Raw genomic sequence first — 18171 nt, 5'->3', positions numbered from 1 at the left:
GGGGGCCCTCTGTTCACCGCGCCAAGATTGCCGCTAGCGTGGAGGCACCTTTTTGTACACGCGGGAGCTCGGAGCACCGGGCTGAGAGGGCGCTGACCTCCGTCCCAGCGATGTTTCACATGAAACATCACCGATGTCGAGTGATGTTTCACACGGAACGTCGGCAGACGGAAGCCGCTGCGTCGACCGCCGAACCTGTTACCGGGTAATGCCGGCGTAGGGAGTAGGTCTCATGACCAACAAGGACGCACGCACGCCTGCCTCCGTTCAGGACGGACAGTCCGAGGAGGCCGGGAAGTCCATCGGCTGGCACAAGGCGTACGTCGAGGGCACCCGCCCCGACCTGCGCGTGCCGGTCCGTCAGGTGCATCTCACCAACGGGCAGTCCGTCACGCTGTACGACACATCAGGCCCGTACACCGATCCGCTCGTCGAGACCGACGTCCGCAGGGGCCTGCCGCCGCTGCGCGAGAACTGGATCATCGCCCGCGGCGACACCGAGGAGTACGCGGGCCGCCCCGTCCGCCCCGAGGACGACGGCATCAAGCACACCTCGCCCCGCGGGGGTCTGCGCAACCTCGACGCCGTCTTCCCCGGACGGCCGCGCCAGCCGCGCCGCAGCCGGGACGGCAAGGCCGTCACCCAGCTCGCGTACGCCCGGCGCGGCGAGATCACGCCCGAGATGGAGTACGTGGCCATCCGGGAGAACGTGGCGCCCGAAGTCGTGCGCGACGAGATCGCGGCGGGCCGGGCGGTGCTCCCGGCCAACGTCAACCACCCCGAGATCGAGCCGATGATCATCGGCAAGCGGTTCCTGGTGAAGGTCAACGCCAACATCGGCAACTCGGCCGTGACGTCCTCCATCGAGGAGGAGGTCGAGAAGATGACCTGGGCGACCCGCTGGGGCGCCGACACGGTCATGGACCTGTCCACCGGCCGCAACATCCACACCACGCGCGAGTGGGTGCTGCGCAACTCCCCCGTCCCCATCGGGACCGTGCCGCTCTACCAGGCCCTGGAGAAGGTCGACGGCCGGGCCGAGGAACTGACCTGGGAGATCTACAAGGACACGGTCATCGAACAGGCCGAGCAGGGCGTGGACTACATGACGGTCCACGCAGGCGTGCGCCTGGCGTACGTACCGCTGACGGCGAACCGCAAGACCGGCATCGTCTCCCGCGGCGGCTCGATCATGGCCGCGTGGTGCCTCGCCCACCACAAGGAGTCGTTCCTCTACGAGAACTTCGAGGAGCTCTGCGAGATCCTCGCCGCGTACGACGTCACGTACTCCTTGGGCGACGGCCTGCGCCCCGGCTCGATCGCGGACGCCAACGACGAGGCTCAGTTCGCGGAGTTGAGGACGCTCGGGGAACTCAACCGGATAGCGAAGCGTTTCGGCGTACAGACCATGATCGAGGGCCCGGGCCATGTCCCGATGCACAAGATCAAGGAGAACATCGACCTTCAGCAGGAGATCTGCGATGAAGCTCCGTTCTATACGCTCGGCCCGCTGACCACGGACGTCGCCCCGGCGTACGACCACATCACGTCCGGCATCGGTGCCGCGATGATCGCCTGGTGGGGCACGGCGATGCTGTGCTACGTCACGCCCAAGGAGCACCTGGGCCTGCCGAACCGCGACGACGTCAAGACCGGCGTCATCACCTACAAGATCGCCGCGCACGCGGCCGACCTGGCCAAGGGACACCCGGGCGCGCAGGAGTGGGACGACGCGCTGTCCGACGCCCGCTTCGAGTTCCGGTGGGAGGACCAGTTCAACCTGGCCCTCGACCCGGACACGGCGCGGGAGTTCCACGACGAGACCCTGCCGGCGGAGCCCGCCAAGACGGCCCACTTCTGCTCGATGTGCGGCCCGAAGTTCTGCAGCATGAAGATCTCCCAGGACATCCGCCGCGAGCACGGCGGCAGCCGGGCCGAGATCGAGGAGGGCATGGCGCAGAAGTCGAAGGAGTTCGCGGCGAGCGGGAACCGGGTTTATCTGCCGCTGGCTGATTAGTCGGAGCCGGGTGGGACGGCCCGCGGCTCGTGCAGTCGTGGGCCGTTCTGTCCGCTGGAAGGCACTGACCTGCCTACGTGCTTTCGCAGAGCTCCTGTCGACGGGGCCGGACGACGACGTCGGTCCGATGGTCGTGGATCGCGGCGATTCCTATGCCGATTTCTGGATTTCGGCGCCATCTAGTCGCCGGTTCCCAGATAGAGCCTCGCCAGATGGGGCAGCCGCTGATGCATTTCACGCGCGTCGTCGAAGTCGAAGTCTCCCCCCATGTCTTCTGCATCGGTGTCCTGATGAGCAACTGGCTGGTACCTGGCCCAAGCCTCGTAGAAGGCATCCGGGTTTCCCGTAAGGCGTTCGAATGCGCCGACGGCGGCGTAGTTCACTTCCTCGTAGAACAGTGCCTCGTCGCGGTGGGCGCTCGCGGCTGCGATGACAGTGGGGTGCTCGGCGAGGTTGTCCGGATCGAGAGCCGTACGCTCGTACCAGCCTTGGCCCAGCGCGATCACTCCTGCTCGGAAGTCCATGAAGCTGTCGTCGGAGCAGCCGCCGCCGATGAGGTACGCCGCCGCCCAGACGTCCCAGCGGTACAGAGCGTCGTGTACCTCATCGAACCGTTCGGCGTACTCCAGGACCTCCTGCGGAGGGTTACCGGCGAGCAGTTCCACCAGGGCCTCATGGAAGGGCACGTCAGAGCTGGCGGCCGACGAACGCGCGGACTCGATGATGTTCCAGAACCGGTCAGTCTTCATGGTGGTGCACTGTGCCAGCCGCGTACGACAACCGGGCGGCGCGATTCCGGTCTGGACTTGTCCAGCATGAAGAGACATCCGCCGCGAGCACGGCGGCAGCCGGGCCGAGATCGAGGAGGGCATGGCGCAGAAGTCGAAGGAGTTCGCGGCGAGCGGGAACCGCGTGTACCTGCCGATCGCGGACTGACCGGCCGACGGCCGCCGACCGGGTCTCGACTGCGCCAGGGTTGGGACTCGGCTGCACGGCGCCGGCCTGCCCGGGTGCTCGGCTTGCGCTCCCTGAGCTCGCCCTGCAGGGGGAGCGCAAGCCGGCGGCTGCTGGGCCGCAGCACCCCCGGCCGGACAGCACCGATCGGCTACTCCGGCTGGTGTTCCGGCCCTCCGAAGTCCGGGCTCGTGTAGTCCGGGCTGCTGAAGCTCGGCCGCGAGCCGCGGCCGCCGTCGTCCGGACTGGTGAAACCCGGGCGGTCGTAGCCGAGGTGCGGCATGCGGCTGACCGGGGCGGGCGTCGACGTGGGGTGCAGCGCGGCGGCCGCGCCCGGGTCGGCGAGCGCCTCCCGCAGGAAGGGCAGGATGCCGCGCTCCAGCAGGGCCGCCCGCCAGGCCTCTCTGGCCCGCTCCACCTCCCTGCGCAGTTCGCCGTAGGGACCGGCGTCGGCCGTCGGCTTGTTGCGCAGCGCGGTGAGCAGCAGCCCCACCGCGGCGACCAGGATCGCCACCGCGGTCACGGCGCCGAAGACCCAGCCCGTGGTGAGCATGGTCCGGGCGAACCCCTGCTGCGGATCGAGCATCTGCAGGAGGTAGCCGACGAGCAGGAAGATCGCCGCTGCGGTTCCGGCCAGGACGGGCGCGAGGACGGCGACGACGGCGACGGCGCCCGCACCGGCGGTCTCGGCGGCGACCTCCCCCACGGTGGCGGCGAGGCCGGATCCGCCCGTGCCGGGTTCGCCGGAACCGGACTCCCGCACGGACGGTGAGCTCGCCGGGGCCGGCCGGCGGAGTTCGTCGCGGACCTTGACGTAGTGCGCGTACTCGGCCGACGCGGCGGCCGTGATGAGCGCGGTGGCGTTCAGCGCCATGGTGCGCAGTTGTTCGGAGTTGAGCCGCTGTCCGACGGCGGCCAGGTCCGGGTGGTGTGGTGCGGAGCGCAGCGCCTCATCGAGGATCCGCTCGTATTCCTGGCGGTCCTCGCTCAGCAGGTGCTGCGGAACGCTGTTCATGTGCATCCCCCGATGCTCCGTAGGGCTTGTGGCTCGGCATGCTGACGAGCCGTCGGGCAGAAACGGAGGGGAGCCTGCTACGGATAAGCCGATGGTAGAGCGGTGACGGTGGGCGGTGACAGGGGGTTTACCGAAATTGGCCCGTCACCGGTGCGGACCGGTGACGGAACACGCCTGGCCGGTGAACGTTCACGTGGCCAGGGGCAGTTGCTGGACCAGCAGTTTTCCGGCCATGGTCACGCCGCCGTCCATCGCGATCGCGAGTCCGTCGGCGTAGACGTGCGGCCCTTCGACGACGGGGTCGGTGCGCTCCTCGTCCTCCTCGGAGCCGACCTCGCCCAGCAGATACGGGATCGGGCTGTGGCCGTGAACGATGCGGGTGCCCCCGTACGTATCGAGCAGGGAGCGCACGGCGTCCGCGCCGCCCTCGTCACGGAAGGAGAACCGCTTGGTGAACTTGCGGAACAGGTCCCAGACCTCGTCCGCGTCGTTGCGCGTGAGCGTCTCGCGGACGGTGTCGTTGACCTCTTCGATGGAGCGGCCGTAGTCGAGGTAGGCGGTGGTGTCGGAGTGCACGAGCAGGTGGCCGTCGACCTCCTCGACGGCGTCCAGCCGGGCCATCCACTGCAGGTGATGGTCCTGGAGCCGGTCCATGTCGGTCTTCTGGCCGCCGTTGAGCAGCCAGGCCGCCTGGAAGGTGGCGGTGCCGGCGCCGGAGTTGACGGGGGTGTCGCCGAACCGCTTGGCGCCGAGCAGCAGCAGCTCGTGGTTGCCCATGAGGGCCTTGCAGTAACCGCCGGCCGCGGCGGCCTCGGCGGACAGCCGCATCACGAGGTCGATGACGCCGATGCCGTCCGGACCGCGGTCGGTGAAGTCGCCGAGGAACCACAGCCGGGCGGTGCCCGCGCACCAGTGGCCGGCGTCGTCCAGCAGGCCCTTCTCCTGGAGGGCGGTCACCAGCTGGTCGAGGTAGCCGTGCACGTCGCCCACGACGTACAGCGGGCCCTGCCCGGTGGCGGCGGACGCGGGGGCGGCGGTCTCGGGGTCGACGGTCACCTGGACAGTGTCGCCCCGGTTGACGACGGGGAGGTCGCGCTGGGTCGGCGTGTATCCCTCGGGATAGGTCTCCTCGGGCGGCGGGGCGGCCTCGCCGGGGTGAACGCTGTGGACGTACGGACCGGTCTCGTGGACGTACGCGGGCACCCGGAAGTCGCGCAACGTCGCCGTCCGCTCCACCTCGGGTCCCTGACCGGCCCCCTGCGTCATCGACCCCTCCACCATCGCGCCGCATCTGCACCGCATCGGACTGCCTGGTCGTAGCGGCCCGCCGGTGTCGTGGGCCCATCATAGGAATGCGGATCGCGCCATGTGATGACCCCGGGGTGGTGAATCAGAGCAAGACTCCAGTTCACCGCGGCTTTCGCCCCGATTGAGCCGGGCTTCGACCGCCGTGTGACCGTCCTCGCTCGTCTTCTCTTCGCGAGAACGGTCCCTTCTCTCCGGGGACCGGCCCCGTTTCTCCTCAGGCGCGCACCTGTCTCCCGGCCCGGTGCGGGGCCTACGTGTCCTCGGGCGAGCGCGGCGGGCTGACCGTCGTGCGCGGCGGGCGTCGCTGGGACGAGGTGCGCACGATCAGCTCCGTCGGTATCACCTGCTCCACCGGCTGGTCGGACTCCACGCCCTCGATGGCGTCGATCAGCAGCTGCACCACCGCCGTGCCGATGCGGCGCGGCTTCAGGGAGAGGGTGGTGATCGGCGGTTCGGTGTTGGCGTACACGGTGGACTCGCTGCAGCAGACGAGCAGCAGGTCGTCGGGGACGCGCAGGCCGTAGCGGCGGGCGGCGGCGAGCAGGTCGGTGCCGTTGGGGTCGAAGAGCCCGTAGACCGCGTCGGGGCGGTCGGGCCGGGCGAGCAGCCGGTCGGCGGCAACGGCGCCCGCGCACGGGTCGTGCGCCGGGTAGGCCTCGTACACCGGGTCCTGTCCGACGCGTTCGCACCAGCGCAGGTACGCGGTGGTCGACAGGTGGGTGTAGGTGTCCGTGGTCGTGCCGGTCAGCAGGCCGATGCGGCGGGCGCCGGCATCGGCCAGGTGGTCCAGGATGCCGAGGACGGCGGCCTCGTGGTCGTTGTCGACCCAGGCCGTGACGGGCAGGGCGCCGGCAGGGCGGCCGTCCGAGACGACCGGAAGGCCCTGCCGGACGAGTTCGCTGACGACGGGGTCCTGGTCGGAGGGGTCGATGACGACCGTGCCGTCCAGGGCGACGTTCGACCACACGTCGTGCCGTGACGTCGCGGGCAGGATGACGAGGGCGTACCCGCGGGCGAGCGCGGCGGAGGTGGCGGCACGGGCCATCTCGGCGAAGTACGCGAACTCGGTGAAGGTGAAAGGTTCATCCCCGTACGTGGTCACGGTCAGGCCGATGAGACCCGACTTGCCGGTGCGGAGGGTCCGGGCGGCGGCCGAGGGCCGGTAGCCCAGCCGGTCGGCGACCTCGCGGACGTGGCGCCGGGTGGCGTCCGGGAGCCGGCCCTTGCCGTTGAGGGCGTCGGAGACGGTCGTGATGGAGACTCCGGCGGCGGCGGCCACGTCTCTGATACCCGCCCGACCCGGCCGGCTGCCTCGCCGAGAGGTTTCCGCGCGGCTCACCTGGTGCTTCCCTGCTGCTGTCATGGCGAGCCGATAGTAGGGCTCATGCGGTGGGGTAGTGCGGACGCATATGCACGCGTTGACAGGCACGTTTCTGCATGATCAACAAGGTTCAATTGCCCGCGAAAACAAGGGCGTTGAGCGTTCTCATGCCAGGACGTGACGTGTCGGCCCGCACAGGCCTGCCAAGGGGCCGAGGTTGCGAAGAGGTCTCAACTCACCTGCACGGGGGATGCGCGCCACGGCGTGCACCACCGGCGCATAGATATATGTGCGGCGCGCCCCCGAATTCGTACGCCTTCGTACGGTGATGCCCCTGATGCCGGTGGGACGCGGCCGGGCGGCGTGCGCGGGTCCGCCGTGGCTATACGCAGCGGCGCCGAATCCTCATAAGGTGAGCAGTATTGGATGTCGGCGGCGGTCAGGGGCCGCCGGTCTTCGCGAGGAGGACTGCGGTGAGCGAGACGAGCCCGAAGCTGCGCGCCGAGCTGGAGGGGATCCCCACCTACAAGCCGGGCAAGCCGGCCGCGACCGGTGGGCCGGTGGCCTACAAGCTGTCCTCCAACGAGAACCCCTATCCGCCGCTGCCCGGTGTGATGGAGACCGTGACGGCGGCGGCCGGCTCCTTCAACCGCTACCCGGACATGGCCTGCACGGCGCTGATGAACGAACTGTCCGAGCGGTTCGGCGTGCCGCTGTCCCACCTGGCCACCGGCACCGGGTCGGTCGGCGTCGCCCAGCAGCTCATCCAGGCCACCTCCGGCCCCGGCGACGAGGTCATCTACGCCTGGCGGTCCTTCGAGGCCTACCCGATCATCACGCAGATCAGCGGCGCGACCTCCGTCCAGGTGCCGTTGACCTCCGGTGACGTGCACGACCTGGACGCGATGGCCAACGCGATCACCGACCGGACCCGGCTGATCTTCGTCTGCAACCCGAACAACCCGACCGGCACGGTCGTGCGGCGGGCGGAGCTGGAGCGCTTCCTGGACCGGGTCCCCGGTGACGTGCTGGTGGTGCTCGACGAGGCGTACCGCGAGTTCATCCGCGACCCCGAGGTGCCGGACGGCGTGGAGCTGTACCGCGACCGGCCCAACGTCTGCGTCCTGCGGACCTTCTCCAAGGCGTACGGCCTCGCCGGTCTGCGGGTCGGCTTCGCCATCGCCCACGAGCCGGTGGCGGCGGCGCTGCGCAAGACGGCGGTGCCGTTCGGCGTGACGCAGCTCGCGCAGGAGGCGGCGATCGCCTCGCTGCGCGCCGAGGACGAGCTGCTGGGGCGGGTCGGCTCGCTGGTGTGCGAGCGCACGCGTGTGGTCGACGGGCTGCGTGCCCAGGGCTGGACGGTGCCGGAGACCCAGGCCAACTTCGTCTGGCTGCGGCTGGGGGAGCGCACAGTCGCGTTCGCGGAAGCCTGCGAGCAGGCCGGTGTGGTGATCCGGCCGTTCCCGGGAGAGGGCGTGCGGGTGACGGTCGGGGAGGCCGAGGCCAACGACATCTTCCTGAAGGTGGCGGAGGGCTTCCACAAGGAGCTCTAGCCTCTCGGCACGGGATGTGAGGGAGCCGGTCGGCGCTGGGCGCCGGCCGGCTCGCTGCGTTGCGAAGCCCTTGTTTCACGTGAAACCGGCGCTCTCACTGCCGGTACGCCCGGGTTGACGAGCGTCACACGGGGCCCCCTCCATCCGTCGAAAGTGCGTGCTGCATAATGGCTTGTGAATGTGAACGCTTTCACAAGCGTAGGTAAGGAGCGGCGACGTGGACCTGGCTTTGGCGCCGGAGACCCTGGCGCGATGGCAGTTCGGCATCACCACCGTCTATCACTTCCTGTTCGTCCCCCTGACGATCTCGCTCGCCGCGCTCACGGCCGGGCTGCAGACCGCCTGGGTGCGCACGGAGAAGGAGAAGTACCTCCGGGCGACCAAGTTCTGGGGCAAGCTCTTCCTGATCAACATTGCCATGGGCGTGGTCACCGGCATCGTGCAGGAGTTCCAGTTCGGCATGAACTGGTCGGACTACTCACGCTTCGTCGGGGACGTCTTCGGTGCGCCGCTCGCCTTCGAGGCCCTGATCGCCTTCTTCTTCGAGTCCACCTTCATCGGCCTGTGGATCTTCGGCTGGGACAAGCTCCCCAAGAAGATCCACCTGGCGTGCATCTGGATGGTCTCGATCGGCACGCTGCTGTCGGCGTACTTCATCCTCGCCGCGAACTCGTGGATGCAGCACCCGGTCGGCTACCGGATCAACGGTGAGAAGGGCCGGGCCGAGCTGACCGACTTCTGGCTGGTGCTGACCCAGAACACCACGCTCAACCAGGTCTTCCACAGCTTCTCCGCGGCGTTCCTGACGGGCGGGGCCTTCATGGTGGGGATCGCCGCCTTCCACCTGCTGCGCAAGAAGCACATCCCGGTGATGCGGACCTCGCTCCGCCTCGGTCTGGTCACCGTCGCCGTCGGCGGCCTGCTCACCGCGGTCAGCGGCGACACCCTCGGCAAGGTCATGTACGAGCAGCAGCCGATGAAGATGGCCGCCGCCGAGGCACTGTGGGACGGCGAGAAGCCGGCGCCCTTCTCGGTGTTCGCGTACGGGGACGTCGACGAGGGGCACAACAAGGTCGCCCTGGAGATACCCGGCCTGCTGTCCTTCCTGGCCCACAGCGACTTCGAGTCGTACGTGCCGGGCATCAACGACACCAACAAGGCGCTCCAGGAACAGTTCGGCCCCGGTGACTACAAGCCCATCGTCCCCGTCGCCTACTGGGGCTTCCGCTGGATGATCGGCTTCGGCATGGCGTCGTTCTCGATCGGCCTGCTGGGACTGTGGCTCACCCGCAAGAAGTTCCTGCTGCCGGCGGCCTGGCGGACCGGGGAGGACGAGGTGCCGCATCTGGTCCTGTTCCGCACGCCGCTCCAGCCGCGGCTCACCCGCCTGTACTGGCTGGTGGCGGTCTGGACGATGACCTTCCCGCTGATCGCCAACTCCTGGGGCTGGATCTTCACGGAGATGGGCCGCCAGCCGTGGGTCGTCTACGGCCTGTTCCAGACGCGGGACGCGGTCTCCCCCGGCGTCTCCCAGGCCGAGGTCCTCACCTCGATGATCGTCTTCACCGTGCTGTACGCGATCCTCGCCGTCATCGAGGTCAAGCTGCTGGTGAAGTACGTCAAGGCCGGCCCGCCCGAGCTCACCGAGGCCGACCTCAACCCGCCCACGAAGATCGGCGGCGACCTCCGTGACGCCGACAAGCCGATGGCCTTCTCCTACTAGGCCGAGGGAGCCGCACCGTCATGGAACTGCACGACGTCTGGTTCGTTCTGATCGCCGTCCTGTGGACCGGCTACTTCTTCCTGGAGGGCTTCGACTTCGGAGTCGGCGTGCTCACCAGGCTGCTCGCCCGCGACCGGCCCGAGAAGCGGGTGCTGATCAACACGATCGGCCCCGTCTGGGACGGCAACGAGGTGTGGCTGCTCACGGCGGGCGGCGCGACCTTCGCCGCCTTCCCCGAGTGGTACGCCACGCTCTTCTCCGGTTTCTACCTGCCCCTGCTGCTCATCCTGGTCTGCCTCATCGTCCGGGGCGTGGCCTTCGAGTACCGCGTCAAGCGGCCCGAGGAGAGCTGGCAGCGCAATTGGGAGACGGCGATCTTCTGGACCTCGCTGCTCCCGGCGTTCCTGTGGGGCGTGGCCTTCGGCAACATCGTGCGCGGCGTGAAGATCGACCAGGACTTCAACTACGCCGGTGGTGTGCTGGACCTGCTCAACCCGTACGCGCTGCTGGGCGGCCTGGTCACGCTGTCGCTCTTCACCTTCCACGGGACGGTGTTCGTCGGGCTCAAGACCGTCGGCGAGATCCGGGAGCGGGCGCGGAAGCTGGCGCTGCGCGTCGGAGCGGTGACCGCCCTGCTGGCCCTCGCCTTCCTGCTGTGGACGCAGACCGACCGGGGCAACGGGGCATCGCTCGTCGCGTCGGCCGTGGCCGTGGCGTCGCTGGTCATGGCGCTGGTCGCGGCCCGGGCCGGCCGGGAGGGCTGGGCGTTCACGCTGTCGGGTCTCACCATCGTCGCCACCGTGGCGATGCTGTTCCTGACGCTGTTCCCGAACGTCATGCCGTCGACGCTGAACCCGGACTGGAGCCTGACGGTCACCAACGCCTCGTCCAGCCCCTACACGCTGAAGATCATGACGTGGTGCGCGGCGGTCGCCACGCCGGTCGTGATGGTCTACCAGGGCTGGACCTACTGGGTCTTCCGCAAGCGGATCGGTACGCAGCACATCGCCGACCCCGTGCACTGAGGTGTGTTTCACGTGAAACCGATCGATCCGCGTCTGCTCCGCTACGCCCGTGCCACCCGGGGCTTCCTGGCGGCGGTCGTCGCCCTGGGGGCGCTGGGGGCCGGGCTGGTCATCGCGCAGGCGATGCTCATCGCCGAGGTGGTGGTCGGCGCCTTCCAGCACGGCATGGCGGGGTCCGCGCTCCGCACTCCCCTGCTGCTCCTGGTCGCCGTCGCGGTCGGGCGGGCGCTGGTCGGCTGGCTGACCGAGCTCGCCGCGCACCGGGCGAGCGCGGCGGTGAAGTCGGAGCTGCGGGGGCGGCTGCTGGAGCGTGCCACCCGGCTGGGGCCGGGCTGGCTGAGCGGGCAGCGGACCGGTTCGCTGGTCGCCCTGGCCACCCGGGGTGTCGACGCCCTCGACGACTACTTCTCGCGGTACCTGCCCCAGCTCGGCCTCGCGGTCGTCGTGCCGGTGGCGGTGCTGGCGAGGATCGTCACCGAGGACTGGGTCTCGGCGGCCATCATCGTGGGTACCCTGCCGCTCATCCCGGTCTTCATGATGCTGATCGGCTGGGCCACCCAGGCGCGGATGGACCGTCAGTGGCGGCTGCTGTCCCGGCTGTCCGGACACTTCCTCGACGTCGTCGCCGGGCTGCCGACGCTGAAGGTCTTCGGCCGCGCCAAGGCACAGGCCGAGTCCATCCGGCGGATCACCGGCGAGTACCGGCGGGCGACCATGCGAACGCTGCGGATCGCCTTCATCTCCTCCTTCGCGCTGGAGCTGCTCGCCACCATCTCGGTGGCCCTGGTCGCCGTGACGATCGGCATGCGGCTGGTGCACGGCGAGATGGACCTGTACGTCGGCCTGGTCATCCTGATCCTGGCGCCGGAGGCGTATCTGCCGTTGCGGCAGGTCGGGGCGCAGTACCACGCGGCGGCGGAGGGACTCGCCGCCGCCGAGGAGATCTTCGCGGTCCTGGAGACTCCCGTGCCGGCGCCCGGCTCGCGGGCCGTGCCGGAGGGGGCGCTCGCCTTCGAGGGCGTGACCGTCCGGTACCCCGGGCGTTCGGGGGACGCCGTCCGTGAGGTGAGCTTCCGGGTCGAGCCCGGCGAGACGGTCGCCCTGGTCGGCCCGAGCGGTGCCGGCAAGTCGACGCTGCTCGGTGTCCTGCTCGGGTTCGTCGCCCCGGACCAGGGGCGGGTCCTGGCGGGCGGAGTCGATCTGGCCGACGCGGACCTGGAGCAGTGGCGGTCCCGGATCGCCTGGGTCCCGCAGCGGCCGCATCTGTACGCCGGGACCATCGCCGAGAACGTACGGCTGGCCCGGCCCGGCGCGGACGACGACGCCGTGCGGCGAGCGCTGCGGGACGCCGGGGCGCTGGAGTTCGTAGACGCGCTGCCCGAGGGTGCCGCCACCGTGCTCGGCGAGGACGGGACGGGGCTGTCCGCAGGGCAGCGGCAGCGGCTCGCGCTGGCCCGGGCGTTCCTGGCGGACCGGCCCGTGCTGCTGCTCGACGAGCCGACGGCGGCCCTGGACGGGGCCACCGAGGCGGAGGTCGTGGCAGCGGTGCGGCGGCTGGCGGCCGGACGGACCGTACTGCTGGTCGTGCACCGGCCGGCGTTGCTGGACGTGGCGGACCGGGTGGTGCGGCTGGCCGAGCCGGAGATGTCCGCGGGGTCCGTGGGGTCCGCGGCGCCCGCCGTCACCCGCGGTGCGCGCACCGCCGGAGCCGTGGCGTCCGCCCCGGCCGCTCGAACCGGGTCCGCAGACGTGCCCCCGTCCGGCGGGATCCTCGGCCGGGTCCGCGCGCTCTCCGGTGCCCGGCGCGGGCGGCTCTCACTGGCGCTGCTGCTCGGCAGCCTCGCGCTCGGCAGTGCCGTGGGGCTCATGGCCACGTCCGGGTGGCTGATCTCGCGGGCCTCGCAGCAGCCGCCCGTGCTGTACCTGATGGTGGCCGTGACGGCGACGCGCGCCTTCGGTATCGGGCGGGCCGTGTTCCGCTACGCCGAGCGGCTGGTCTCCCATGACGCCGTGCTGCGGATGCTGGCGGACACCCGGGTCGCGGTCTTCCGCAGGCTGGAGCGGCTCGCACCCGCCGGGCTGCGTCTGACCCGCCGTGGGGACCTGCTCACCCGGCTCGTCGCGGACGTGGACGCGCTGCAGGACTACTGGCTGCGGTGGCGCTTGCCGGCCGGGGCCGCCGTCGTCGTCTCGGCCGCGTCCGTCGGCTTCACGGCCTGGCTGCTGCCCGAGGCCGGGGCATTGCTCGCGGCCGGGCTGCTGGCCGCGGGCGTGGGCGTGCCGCTGCTCACCGGTGCCGTGGCCCGCCGCGCCGAGCACCGGCTGGCCCCGGCCCGCGGGGTGCTGGCGACCCGCGTGGCCGACCTGCTCACCGGAACCGCCGAGCTGACCGTCGCCGGTGCCCTGCCCGCCCGGACCGCCCAGGCCCGCGAGGCCGACGGGGTGCTCACCCGGATCGCCTCCCGCGCCGCCACCGCCACGGCACTCGGCGACGGGCTCACCGCGCTGGTCTCCGGCCTGACCGTCACGGCCGCCGCCCTGGTCGGCGCGCAGGCCGTCGCCGGCGGACGGCTGGACGGTGTCGCCATGGCCGTGGTCGTCCTGACCCCGCTCGCCGCCTTCGAGGCCGTGCTGGGCCTGCCGCTGGCCGTGCAGTACCGGCAGCGGGTCCGCCGCAGTGCCGAGCGGGTCTTCGAGGTGCTGGACGCGCCGGAGCCGGTGGGGGAGCCGGAGCGGCCGCTGCCCGCGCCCGCCTCGCCGTTCCCGGTGGTCGTCGAAGGGCTGGCCGCGCGGCATGCGGGGCAGGACCGGGACGCGCTCGCCGGACTGGACCTGACGCTCGACGAGGGCCGCCGCGTCGCCGTGGTCGGCCCCTCCGGCTCGGGCAAGACGACGCTGGCCCAGGTGCTACTGCGGTTCCTCGACGCGCGGGCGGGCACCTACACGCTCGCCGGCGTGGACGCGGACGCGCTGCCCGGCGACGAGGTCCGCGCGCTCGTCGGGCTCTGCGCGCAGGACGCGCACCTCTTCGACAGCTCGCTGCGCGAGAACCTGTTGCTGGCCAGGAAGGACGCCGGCGAGGACGAGCTGCGTGCCGCGCTCGGCCGGGCCCGGCTGCTGGACTGGGCCGACACCCTGCCCGACGGGCTCGACACGCTCGTCGGCGAGCACGGGGCGCGGCTGTCCGGCGGGCAGCGGCAGCGGCTCGCCCTGGCCCGGGCAGTCCTCGCCGACTTCCCCGTCCTGGTGCTCGACGAGCCCGCCGAACACCTCGACCTGCCGACCGCCGACGCGCTCACCGCGGACCTGCTGGCTGCCACCGAGGGCCGCACGACGCTCCTCATCACCCACCGGCTGGCAGGTCTTGAGGCGGTCGACGAGGTGATCGTGCTGGACCGGGGACGGGTCGTGCAGCGCGGGCGGTACGAGGAGCTCGTGGCCGTGGACGGGCCGTTGCGGACGATGGCGGAGCGCGAGGCGGCATCGGAGTCGCTCGTCACGGTGCCCTCGACGGGGCCCGTCGGGGCGCCGGGCTGAGCCGTTCGGCTCACCCGGTCCCCCGGCCGTACGCGATGAACGCGACCGGGCCCCGCCCCTGGGTGACGATCGCTGACATGCGCTCACTTCGCCGCCACCGCGTGGTCGTTCCCGTCCTGCTGTGCGTGCTGGCGGTCCTCGGGGCCCGGCCCCTGTCCGCGGACGAGGAACCCGCCGACCCCGCCGGCGGCCCCGAGATGCACGGCGGCGCCGTGGCGACGGGTCTCAGCGCCGAGGTGGTGCGGCTGTACGAGGAGGCCGCGGTGGCGACGCAGCGGTACGAGGCCGGTCGCGCCGCGGCCGAGGAGCAACGGGCCAGGGCCCGGCGGGCGGAGGAACTCCTCGGCACCCAGCGGCGGCACATCGCAGCCCTGCACGAGGACCTGGGCCGTATCGCCCGCGCCCAGTACCGCACCAGCGGGGGCCTGCCGGTCGCCGCCCAGATGATGCTGGCCGACAGCCCCGACGGCCTGATGCGCGGTCACCACGCCTTCGCGCAGGCCGATCTCGCCGTGAACAACGCGATCGCCAAGAACCGCCGGGCGGAGGCACGGCTCGCCGCGGACGAGGCGAAGGCCGCGGCCGAGTGGCAGGCGCTGGAGAAGCGGAACACCCAGCTGTCCGCGCTGAAGCAGGACATCGAGCAGAAGCTGGAGTCGGCCCGTACGGAGCTCCAGGGGCGGGCGGACGCCGCGGTCGCCGCCGGCGCGTGCCGGGGAGCCGTCCGGCTCGACCAGCCGGAGACGGAGTTCACCAGCGCGTGGATGACCCCCGTGGAGACGTACGTGCTGTCCTCGTCCTACGGCAGCGGCGGTGCCCGGTGGGCGAACCGGCACACCGGGCAGGACTTCGCGGTGCCGATCGGCACGCCGGTGCGGGCCGTGGGGGCGGGACGGGTGGTGCGGGTGTCGTGCGGTGGGCCGTTCGGGATCGAGATCGTGCTGCGGCACGCGGGCGGCTACTACACGCAGTACGCCCATCTCGCGTCCGTCGCGGTCGACCCGGGCGAACGCGTCGGCCCGGGCCAGTGGATCGGCCAGTCGGGCACCACCGGCAACTCCACCGGGCCGCACCTGCACTTCGAGACACGGGTCACGCCGGAGTCGGGATCGGCGGTGGACCCGGTCTCCTGGCTCGCCGCGCGCGGCGTGTCGCTGTGACCGGTCAGGTCCGGTGCCGGAGCCGCTCGGCCACCAGCCGCTCGATCACGACCGCGACCCCGTCGTCGTTGTTGGCGACGGTCTGCCCCGAGGCCGCCGCGACGACGTCCGGGTGGGCGTTGCCCATCGCGTAGGACCGGCCGGCCCAGGTCAGCATCTCGACGTCGTTGGGCATGTCCCCGAAGGCGACGACCTCCTCGTGCGAGATGCCGCGCTCGGCGCAGCACAGGGCGAGGGTGCTGGCCTTGGACACGCCGGGACCGCTGATCTCCAGCAGCGCGCTGGGGCTGGAGCGGGTCACGTTGGCGCGCTCCCCGATGGCGAGCCGGGCCAGGGTCAGGAAGGCGTCGGGGTCCAGCTCGGGGTGGTAGGCGAGGATCTTCAGCACCGGCTCGCCGGCCGCCCGGTGCCCCGCGGAGAGCAGCTCCTCGGCCGGAGCGAGGCTGTCGGGTATCTCCATGTGCAGCTTCGGGTACGCCGGCTCCTGGTAGAAGCCGTACGTCTGCTCCACCGCGTACACCGTGCCGGGGGCCGCCTCGCGCAGCAGCCGCACGGCGTCGATCGCGTTCTCCCGCGCCAGCTCGCGCACCTTCACGAACCGGTGGGCGCCCGGGCCGCCGTGCAGGTCGACCACGGCGGCGCCGTTGCCGCAGATCGCGAGGCCGTGTCCGTGGACGTGGTCGCTGACGACGTCCATCCAGCGGGCGGGCCGGCCGGTGACGAAGAAGACCTCGATGCCCGCTTCCTCGGCGGCGGCCAGGGCGGCGACCGTGCGTGGCGAGACCGACTTGTCGTCGCGCAGCAGGGTGCCGTCGAGGTCGGTGGCGATCAGCCGCGGCGGGAGGGTTTCGGCCGCGGTCTCGTGCTGTCGGGTCGCTGAGGTCACCGGGTCATTGTCCCGCATATGCCTGCACGGGCGTGCGGCACCATGCACACGTGAGTACACAGCGCTCTCACCTGGGTGTCCCCGGAGGGAGTCCGCCCGCGCGGTCAGCGCAGCTGTGCCGGTGCCTCCATGGCGATCTGCTCGAAGACCTTGTGGTCGGCCGCGAAGTCCGAGTCGGGAATCGGCCAGTGGATCACGAGCTCCGTGAAGCCCAGTTCGGCGTGCCGTCCGGCGAAGTCGACGAAGGCGTCCAGCGACCGCAGCGGGCCGGTGCGGTCGGGGGTGAACCCGCTGAGCAGGATCCGGTCGAGGCCGGTCATGTCACGGCCGGTCTCCGCGCAGATGTCGGCGAGCTTCTCGATCTGTCCGCGCAGGGCGTGGACCGACTGCTCGGGAGTGCCGTTCTCGTACAGCTTGGGGTCGCCGGTGGTCACCCAGGCCTGTCCGTAGCGGGCGGCCAGGCGCATCCCGCGCGGCCCGGTCGCGGCCACCGCGAACGGCAGCCTGGGGCGCTGCACACAGCCGGGGATGTTGCGGGCCTCGTGGGCCGCGTAGAAGTCCCCCTCGTACGACACCGCGTCCTCGCTGAGCAGCCGGTCGAGGAGTGGCACGAACTCGGCGAAGCGGTCGGCACGCTCGCGCGGTGTCCACGGCTCCTGGCCCAGCGCGGTGGCGTCGAAGCCCGTGCCGCCCGCCCCGATGCCCAGGGTGACCCGCCCGCCGGAGATGTCGTCGAGCGAGATCAGCTCCTTGGCGAGGGTCACCGGATGCCGGAAGTTCGGCGAGGTGACCAGCGTGCCGAGCCGGAGCCGGTCGGTGACGGTCGCGGCGGCGGTGAGCGTCGGCACGGCACCGAACCAGGGGCCGTCCCGGAAGGTGCGCCAGGACAGATGGTCGTACGTGTACGCGGTGTGGAAGCCGAGCTGCTCGGCCCGGGTCCAGGCCGTACGGCCCCCCTCGTGCCAGCGGCGGTAGGGGAGGATCACGGTGCTCAGGCGCAGACTCATGCCGTCGAGCCTAAGGGAGGCGGACGCGTCCTCCGTGTTTCACGTGAAACGGTCACGCTCGGGAGCCGGACCAAGACGGCAGGTCAGCGGCCTCGGGAATGCTCAGATAGCGCGGAGGCACGGACGCGGTCAGCCATACGCCGTTCGCGCTGACGTGGAAGACGTGGCCGTCGCGGTGCATGGCCTCCGCGTCCACCGTCAGGACGACCGGCCGGCCCCGGCGGGCGCCGACCCGGGTCGCCGTCTCACGGTCGGGTGAGAGGTGCACGGCATGCCGGTTCATCGGCCGCAGGCCCTCGGCCCGGATCGCGTCCAGATGCCGGGCGATCGTGCCGTGGTGGAGCCGCGCGGGCGGGGTCGCCGGCGGCAGCCCCAGGTCGACCTCGACGCTGTGGCCCTGGCTGGCGCGGATCCGGGTGCCCTCGACGGCGAAGCGCCGCTTGTCGTTGGCGGCGACGACGTGATCGAGTTCCTCGCGGGTGAACCGGAAGCCGTGGGCGGTGGCCGCGGCGATCAGGGTGTCGATCTCCACCCAGCCGGCCTCGTCGAGCGTGAGCCCGATCCGCTCCGGCTGGTGGCGCAGGTGCTTCGACAGGTACTTCGACACCTTCACGGTGCGCGTCTCGTCCATCCCACCAGCGTGGGGGAGAGACGTGAATCACGCG

The 18171-nt window shown here is 71.2% G+C and carries 13 protein-coding genes, 1 pseudogene and 1 riboswitch; of the genes and pseudogenes, 7 read left to right on the top strand and 7 right to left on the bottom strand.

From position 1 onward, the window contains the following. Nucleotides 1–50: 50 nt before the first annotated feature. A riboswitch (TPP riboswitch) is annotated at nucleotides 51–240 on the top strand. Continuing rightward, the gene (gene thiC / locus ACF07N_RS15510) at nucleotides 233–2017 is read left to right on the top strand and encodes a phosphomethylpyrimidine synthase ThiC (RefSeq protein WP_392112738.1); all 1785 of its coding nucleotides are present in this window, start codon (nucleotides 233–235) and stop codon (nucleotides 2015–2017) included. Its footprint overlaps the riboswitch before it by 8 nt. Before the next feature lie 179 nt (nucleotides 2018–2196). Here the strand turns inward: thiC and ACF07N_RS15505 are convergent, their stop codons facing one another. Then, entirely contained in the window at nucleotides 2197–2766 is a 570-nt protein-coding gene (locus ACF07N_RS15505; protein ID WP_392112735.1) for a DUF4240 domain-containing protein, read from the bottom strand. Between the two features lie 70 nt (nucleotides 2767–2836). Here ACF07N_RS15505 and ACF07N_RS15500 point away from each other — a divergent pair. Next, nucleotides 2837–2953, top strand: a pseudogene (locus ACF07N_RS15500) (thiamine biosynthesis protein ThiC); the annotation flags it as partial. A gap of 169 nt (nucleotides 2954–3122) precedes the next feature. Here ACF07N_RS15500 and ACF07N_RS15495 read toward each other — a convergent pair. The 3 genes from ACF07N_RS15495 to ACF07N_RS15485 all read right to left on the bottom strand — a co-directional run bounded on the left by ACF07N_RS15495 (nucleotide 3123) and on the right by ACF07N_RS15485 (nucleotide 6657). Further along, complete coding sequence (locus ACF07N_RS15495) at nucleotides 3123–3992, bottom strand: hypothetical protein (protein ID WP_392112732.1); 870 nt, start codon at nucleotides 3990–3992, stop codon at nucleotides 3123–3125. Nucleotides 3993–4175: 183 nt separating this feature from the next. Continuing rightward, complete coding sequence (locus ACF07N_RS15490; protein WP_392112727.1) at nucleotides 4176–5267, bottom strand: metallophosphoesterase family protein; 1092 nt, start codon at nucleotides 5265–5267, stop codon at nucleotides 4176–4178. A gap of 277 nt (nucleotides 5268–5544) precedes the next feature. Then, complete coding sequence (locus ACF07N_RS15485; RefSeq protein ID WP_383327507.1) at nucleotides 5545–6657, bottom strand: LacI family DNA-binding transcriptional regulator; 1113 nt, start codon at nucleotides 6655–6657, stop codon at nucleotides 5545–5547. 431 nt (nucleotides 6658–7088) lie between these two features. Here ACF07N_RS15485 and hisC point away from each other — a divergent pair, with 431 nt between their 5' ends. From hisC to ACF07N_RS15460, 5 genes are all read left to right on the top strand, one after another. Beyond that, nucleotides 7089–8168 (top strand): histidinol-phosphate transaminase, encoded by a 1080-nt coding sequence (gene hisC / locus ACF07N_RS15480; protein ID WP_392112724.1) that lies wholly within the window; start codon nucleotides 7089–7091, stop codon nucleotides 8166–8168. A 217-nt stretch (nucleotides 8169–8385) separates the two neighbouring features. Next, on the top strand, nucleotides 8386–9891 hold the full coding sequence (locus ACF07N_RS15475) for a cytochrome ubiquinol oxidase subunit I (protein WP_392112721.1): 1506 nt from the start codon (nucleotides 8386–8388) through the stop codon (nucleotides 9889–9891). A gap of 20 nt (nucleotides 9892–9911) precedes the next feature. Then, on the top strand, nucleotides 9912–10916 hold the full coding sequence (gene cydB / locus ACF07N_RS15470; protein WP_392112718.1) for a cytochrome d ubiquinol oxidase subunit II: 1005 nt from the start codon (nucleotides 9912–9914) through the stop codon (nucleotides 10914–10916). Between the two features lie 12 nt (nucleotides 10917–10928). Continuing rightward, complete coding sequence (gene cydD / locus ACF07N_RS15465) at nucleotides 10929–14453, top strand: thiol reductant ABC exporter subunit CydD (RefSeq protein WP_392112715.1); 3525 nt, start codon at nucleotides 10929–10931, stop codon at nucleotides 14451–14453. A gap of 77 nt (nucleotides 14454–14530) precedes the next feature. Continuing rightward, complete coding sequence (locus tag ACF07N_RS15460) at nucleotides 14531–15613, top strand: M23 family metallopeptidase (RefSeq protein WP_392112712.1); 1083 nt, start codon at nucleotides 14531–14533, stop codon at nucleotides 15611–15613. 4 nt (nucleotides 15614–15617) lie between these two features. On the opposite strand, the gene ACF07N_RS15455 is transcribed toward ACF07N_RS15460, so the two are convergent. The 3 genes from ACF07N_RS15455 to ACF07N_RS15445 all read right to left on the bottom strand — a co-directional run bounded on the left by ACF07N_RS15455 (nucleotide 15618) and on the right by ACF07N_RS15445 (nucleotide 18137). Beyond that, entirely contained in the window at nucleotides 15618–16517 is a 900-nt protein-coding gene (locus tag ACF07N_RS15455) for an HAD-IIB family hydrolase (RefSeq protein WP_392112709.1), read from the bottom strand. 86 nt (nucleotides 16518–16603) lie between these two features. Then, nucleotides 16604–17506: an LLM class flavin-dependent oxidoreductase gene (locus tag ACF07N_RS15450; RefSeq protein WP_392112706.1), complete on the bottom strand. Its 903-nt coding sequence runs from the start codon at nucleotides 17504–17506 to the stop codon at nucleotides 16604–16606. Between the two features lie 52 nt (nucleotides 17507–17558). After that, a complete protein-coding gene (locus tag ACF07N_RS15445) occupies nucleotides 17559–18137 on the bottom strand; it encodes an RNA 2'-phosphotransferase (RefSeq protein WP_392112703.1) in 579 nt (192 codons plus the stop codon). Nucleotides 18138–18171: the final 34 nt, after the last annotated feature.

It is taken from the genome of Streptomyces sp. NPDC015242 (assembly GCF_043079125.1).
GTDB lineage: Bacteria > Actinomycetota > Actinomycetes > Streptomycetales > Streptomycetaceae > Streptomyces.
The sequence above is the reverse complement of the archived record's forward strand: the minus strand, read 5'-3'. Positions and strand labels throughout refer to the sequence as shown.

Excerpts from the sequence above, each read along its gene's own strand:
- thiC (WP_392112738.1), top strand. The coding sequence starts at position 233 with ATGACCAACAAGGACGCACGCACGCCTGCCTCCGTTCAGGACGGACAG.
- ACF07N_RS15505 (WP_392112735.1), bottom strand. The coding sequence starts at position 2,766 with ATGAAGACTGACCGGTTCTGGAACATCATCGAGTCCGCGCGTTCGTCG.
- ACF07N_RS15495 (WP_392112732.1), bottom strand. The coding sequence starts at position 3,992 with ATGCACATGAACAGCGTTCCGCAGCACCTGCTGAGCGAGGACCGCCAG.
- ACF07N_RS15490 (WP_392112727.1), bottom strand. The coding sequence starts at position 5,267 with ATGGTGGAGGGGTCGATGACGCAGGGGGCCGGTCAGGGACCCGAGGTG.
- ACF07N_RS15485 (WP_383327507.1), bottom strand. The coding sequence starts at position 6,657 with ATGACAGCAGCAGGGAAGCACCAGGTGAGCCGCGCGGAAACCTCTCGG.
- cydB (WP_392112718.1), top strand. The coding sequence starts at position 9,912 with ATGGAACTGCACGACGTCTGGTTCGTTCTGATCGCCGTCCTGTGGACC.
- ACF07N_RS15460 (WP_392112712.1), top strand. The coding sequence starts at position 14,531 with ATGCGCTCACTTCGCCGCCACCGCGTGGTCGTTCCCGTCCTGCTGTGC.
- ACF07N_RS15455 (WP_392112709.1), bottom strand. The coding sequence starts at position 16,517 with ATGCGGGACAATGACCCGGTGACCTCAGCGACCCGACAGCACGAGACC.
- ACF07N_RS15450 (WP_392112706.1), bottom strand. The coding sequence starts at position 17,506 with ATGAGTCTGCGCCTGAGCACCGTGATCCTCCCCTACCGCCGCTGGCAC.
- ACF07N_RS15445 (WP_392112703.1), bottom strand. The coding sequence starts at position 18,137 with ATGGACGAGACGCGCACCGTGAAGGTGTCGAAGTACCTGTCGAAGCAC.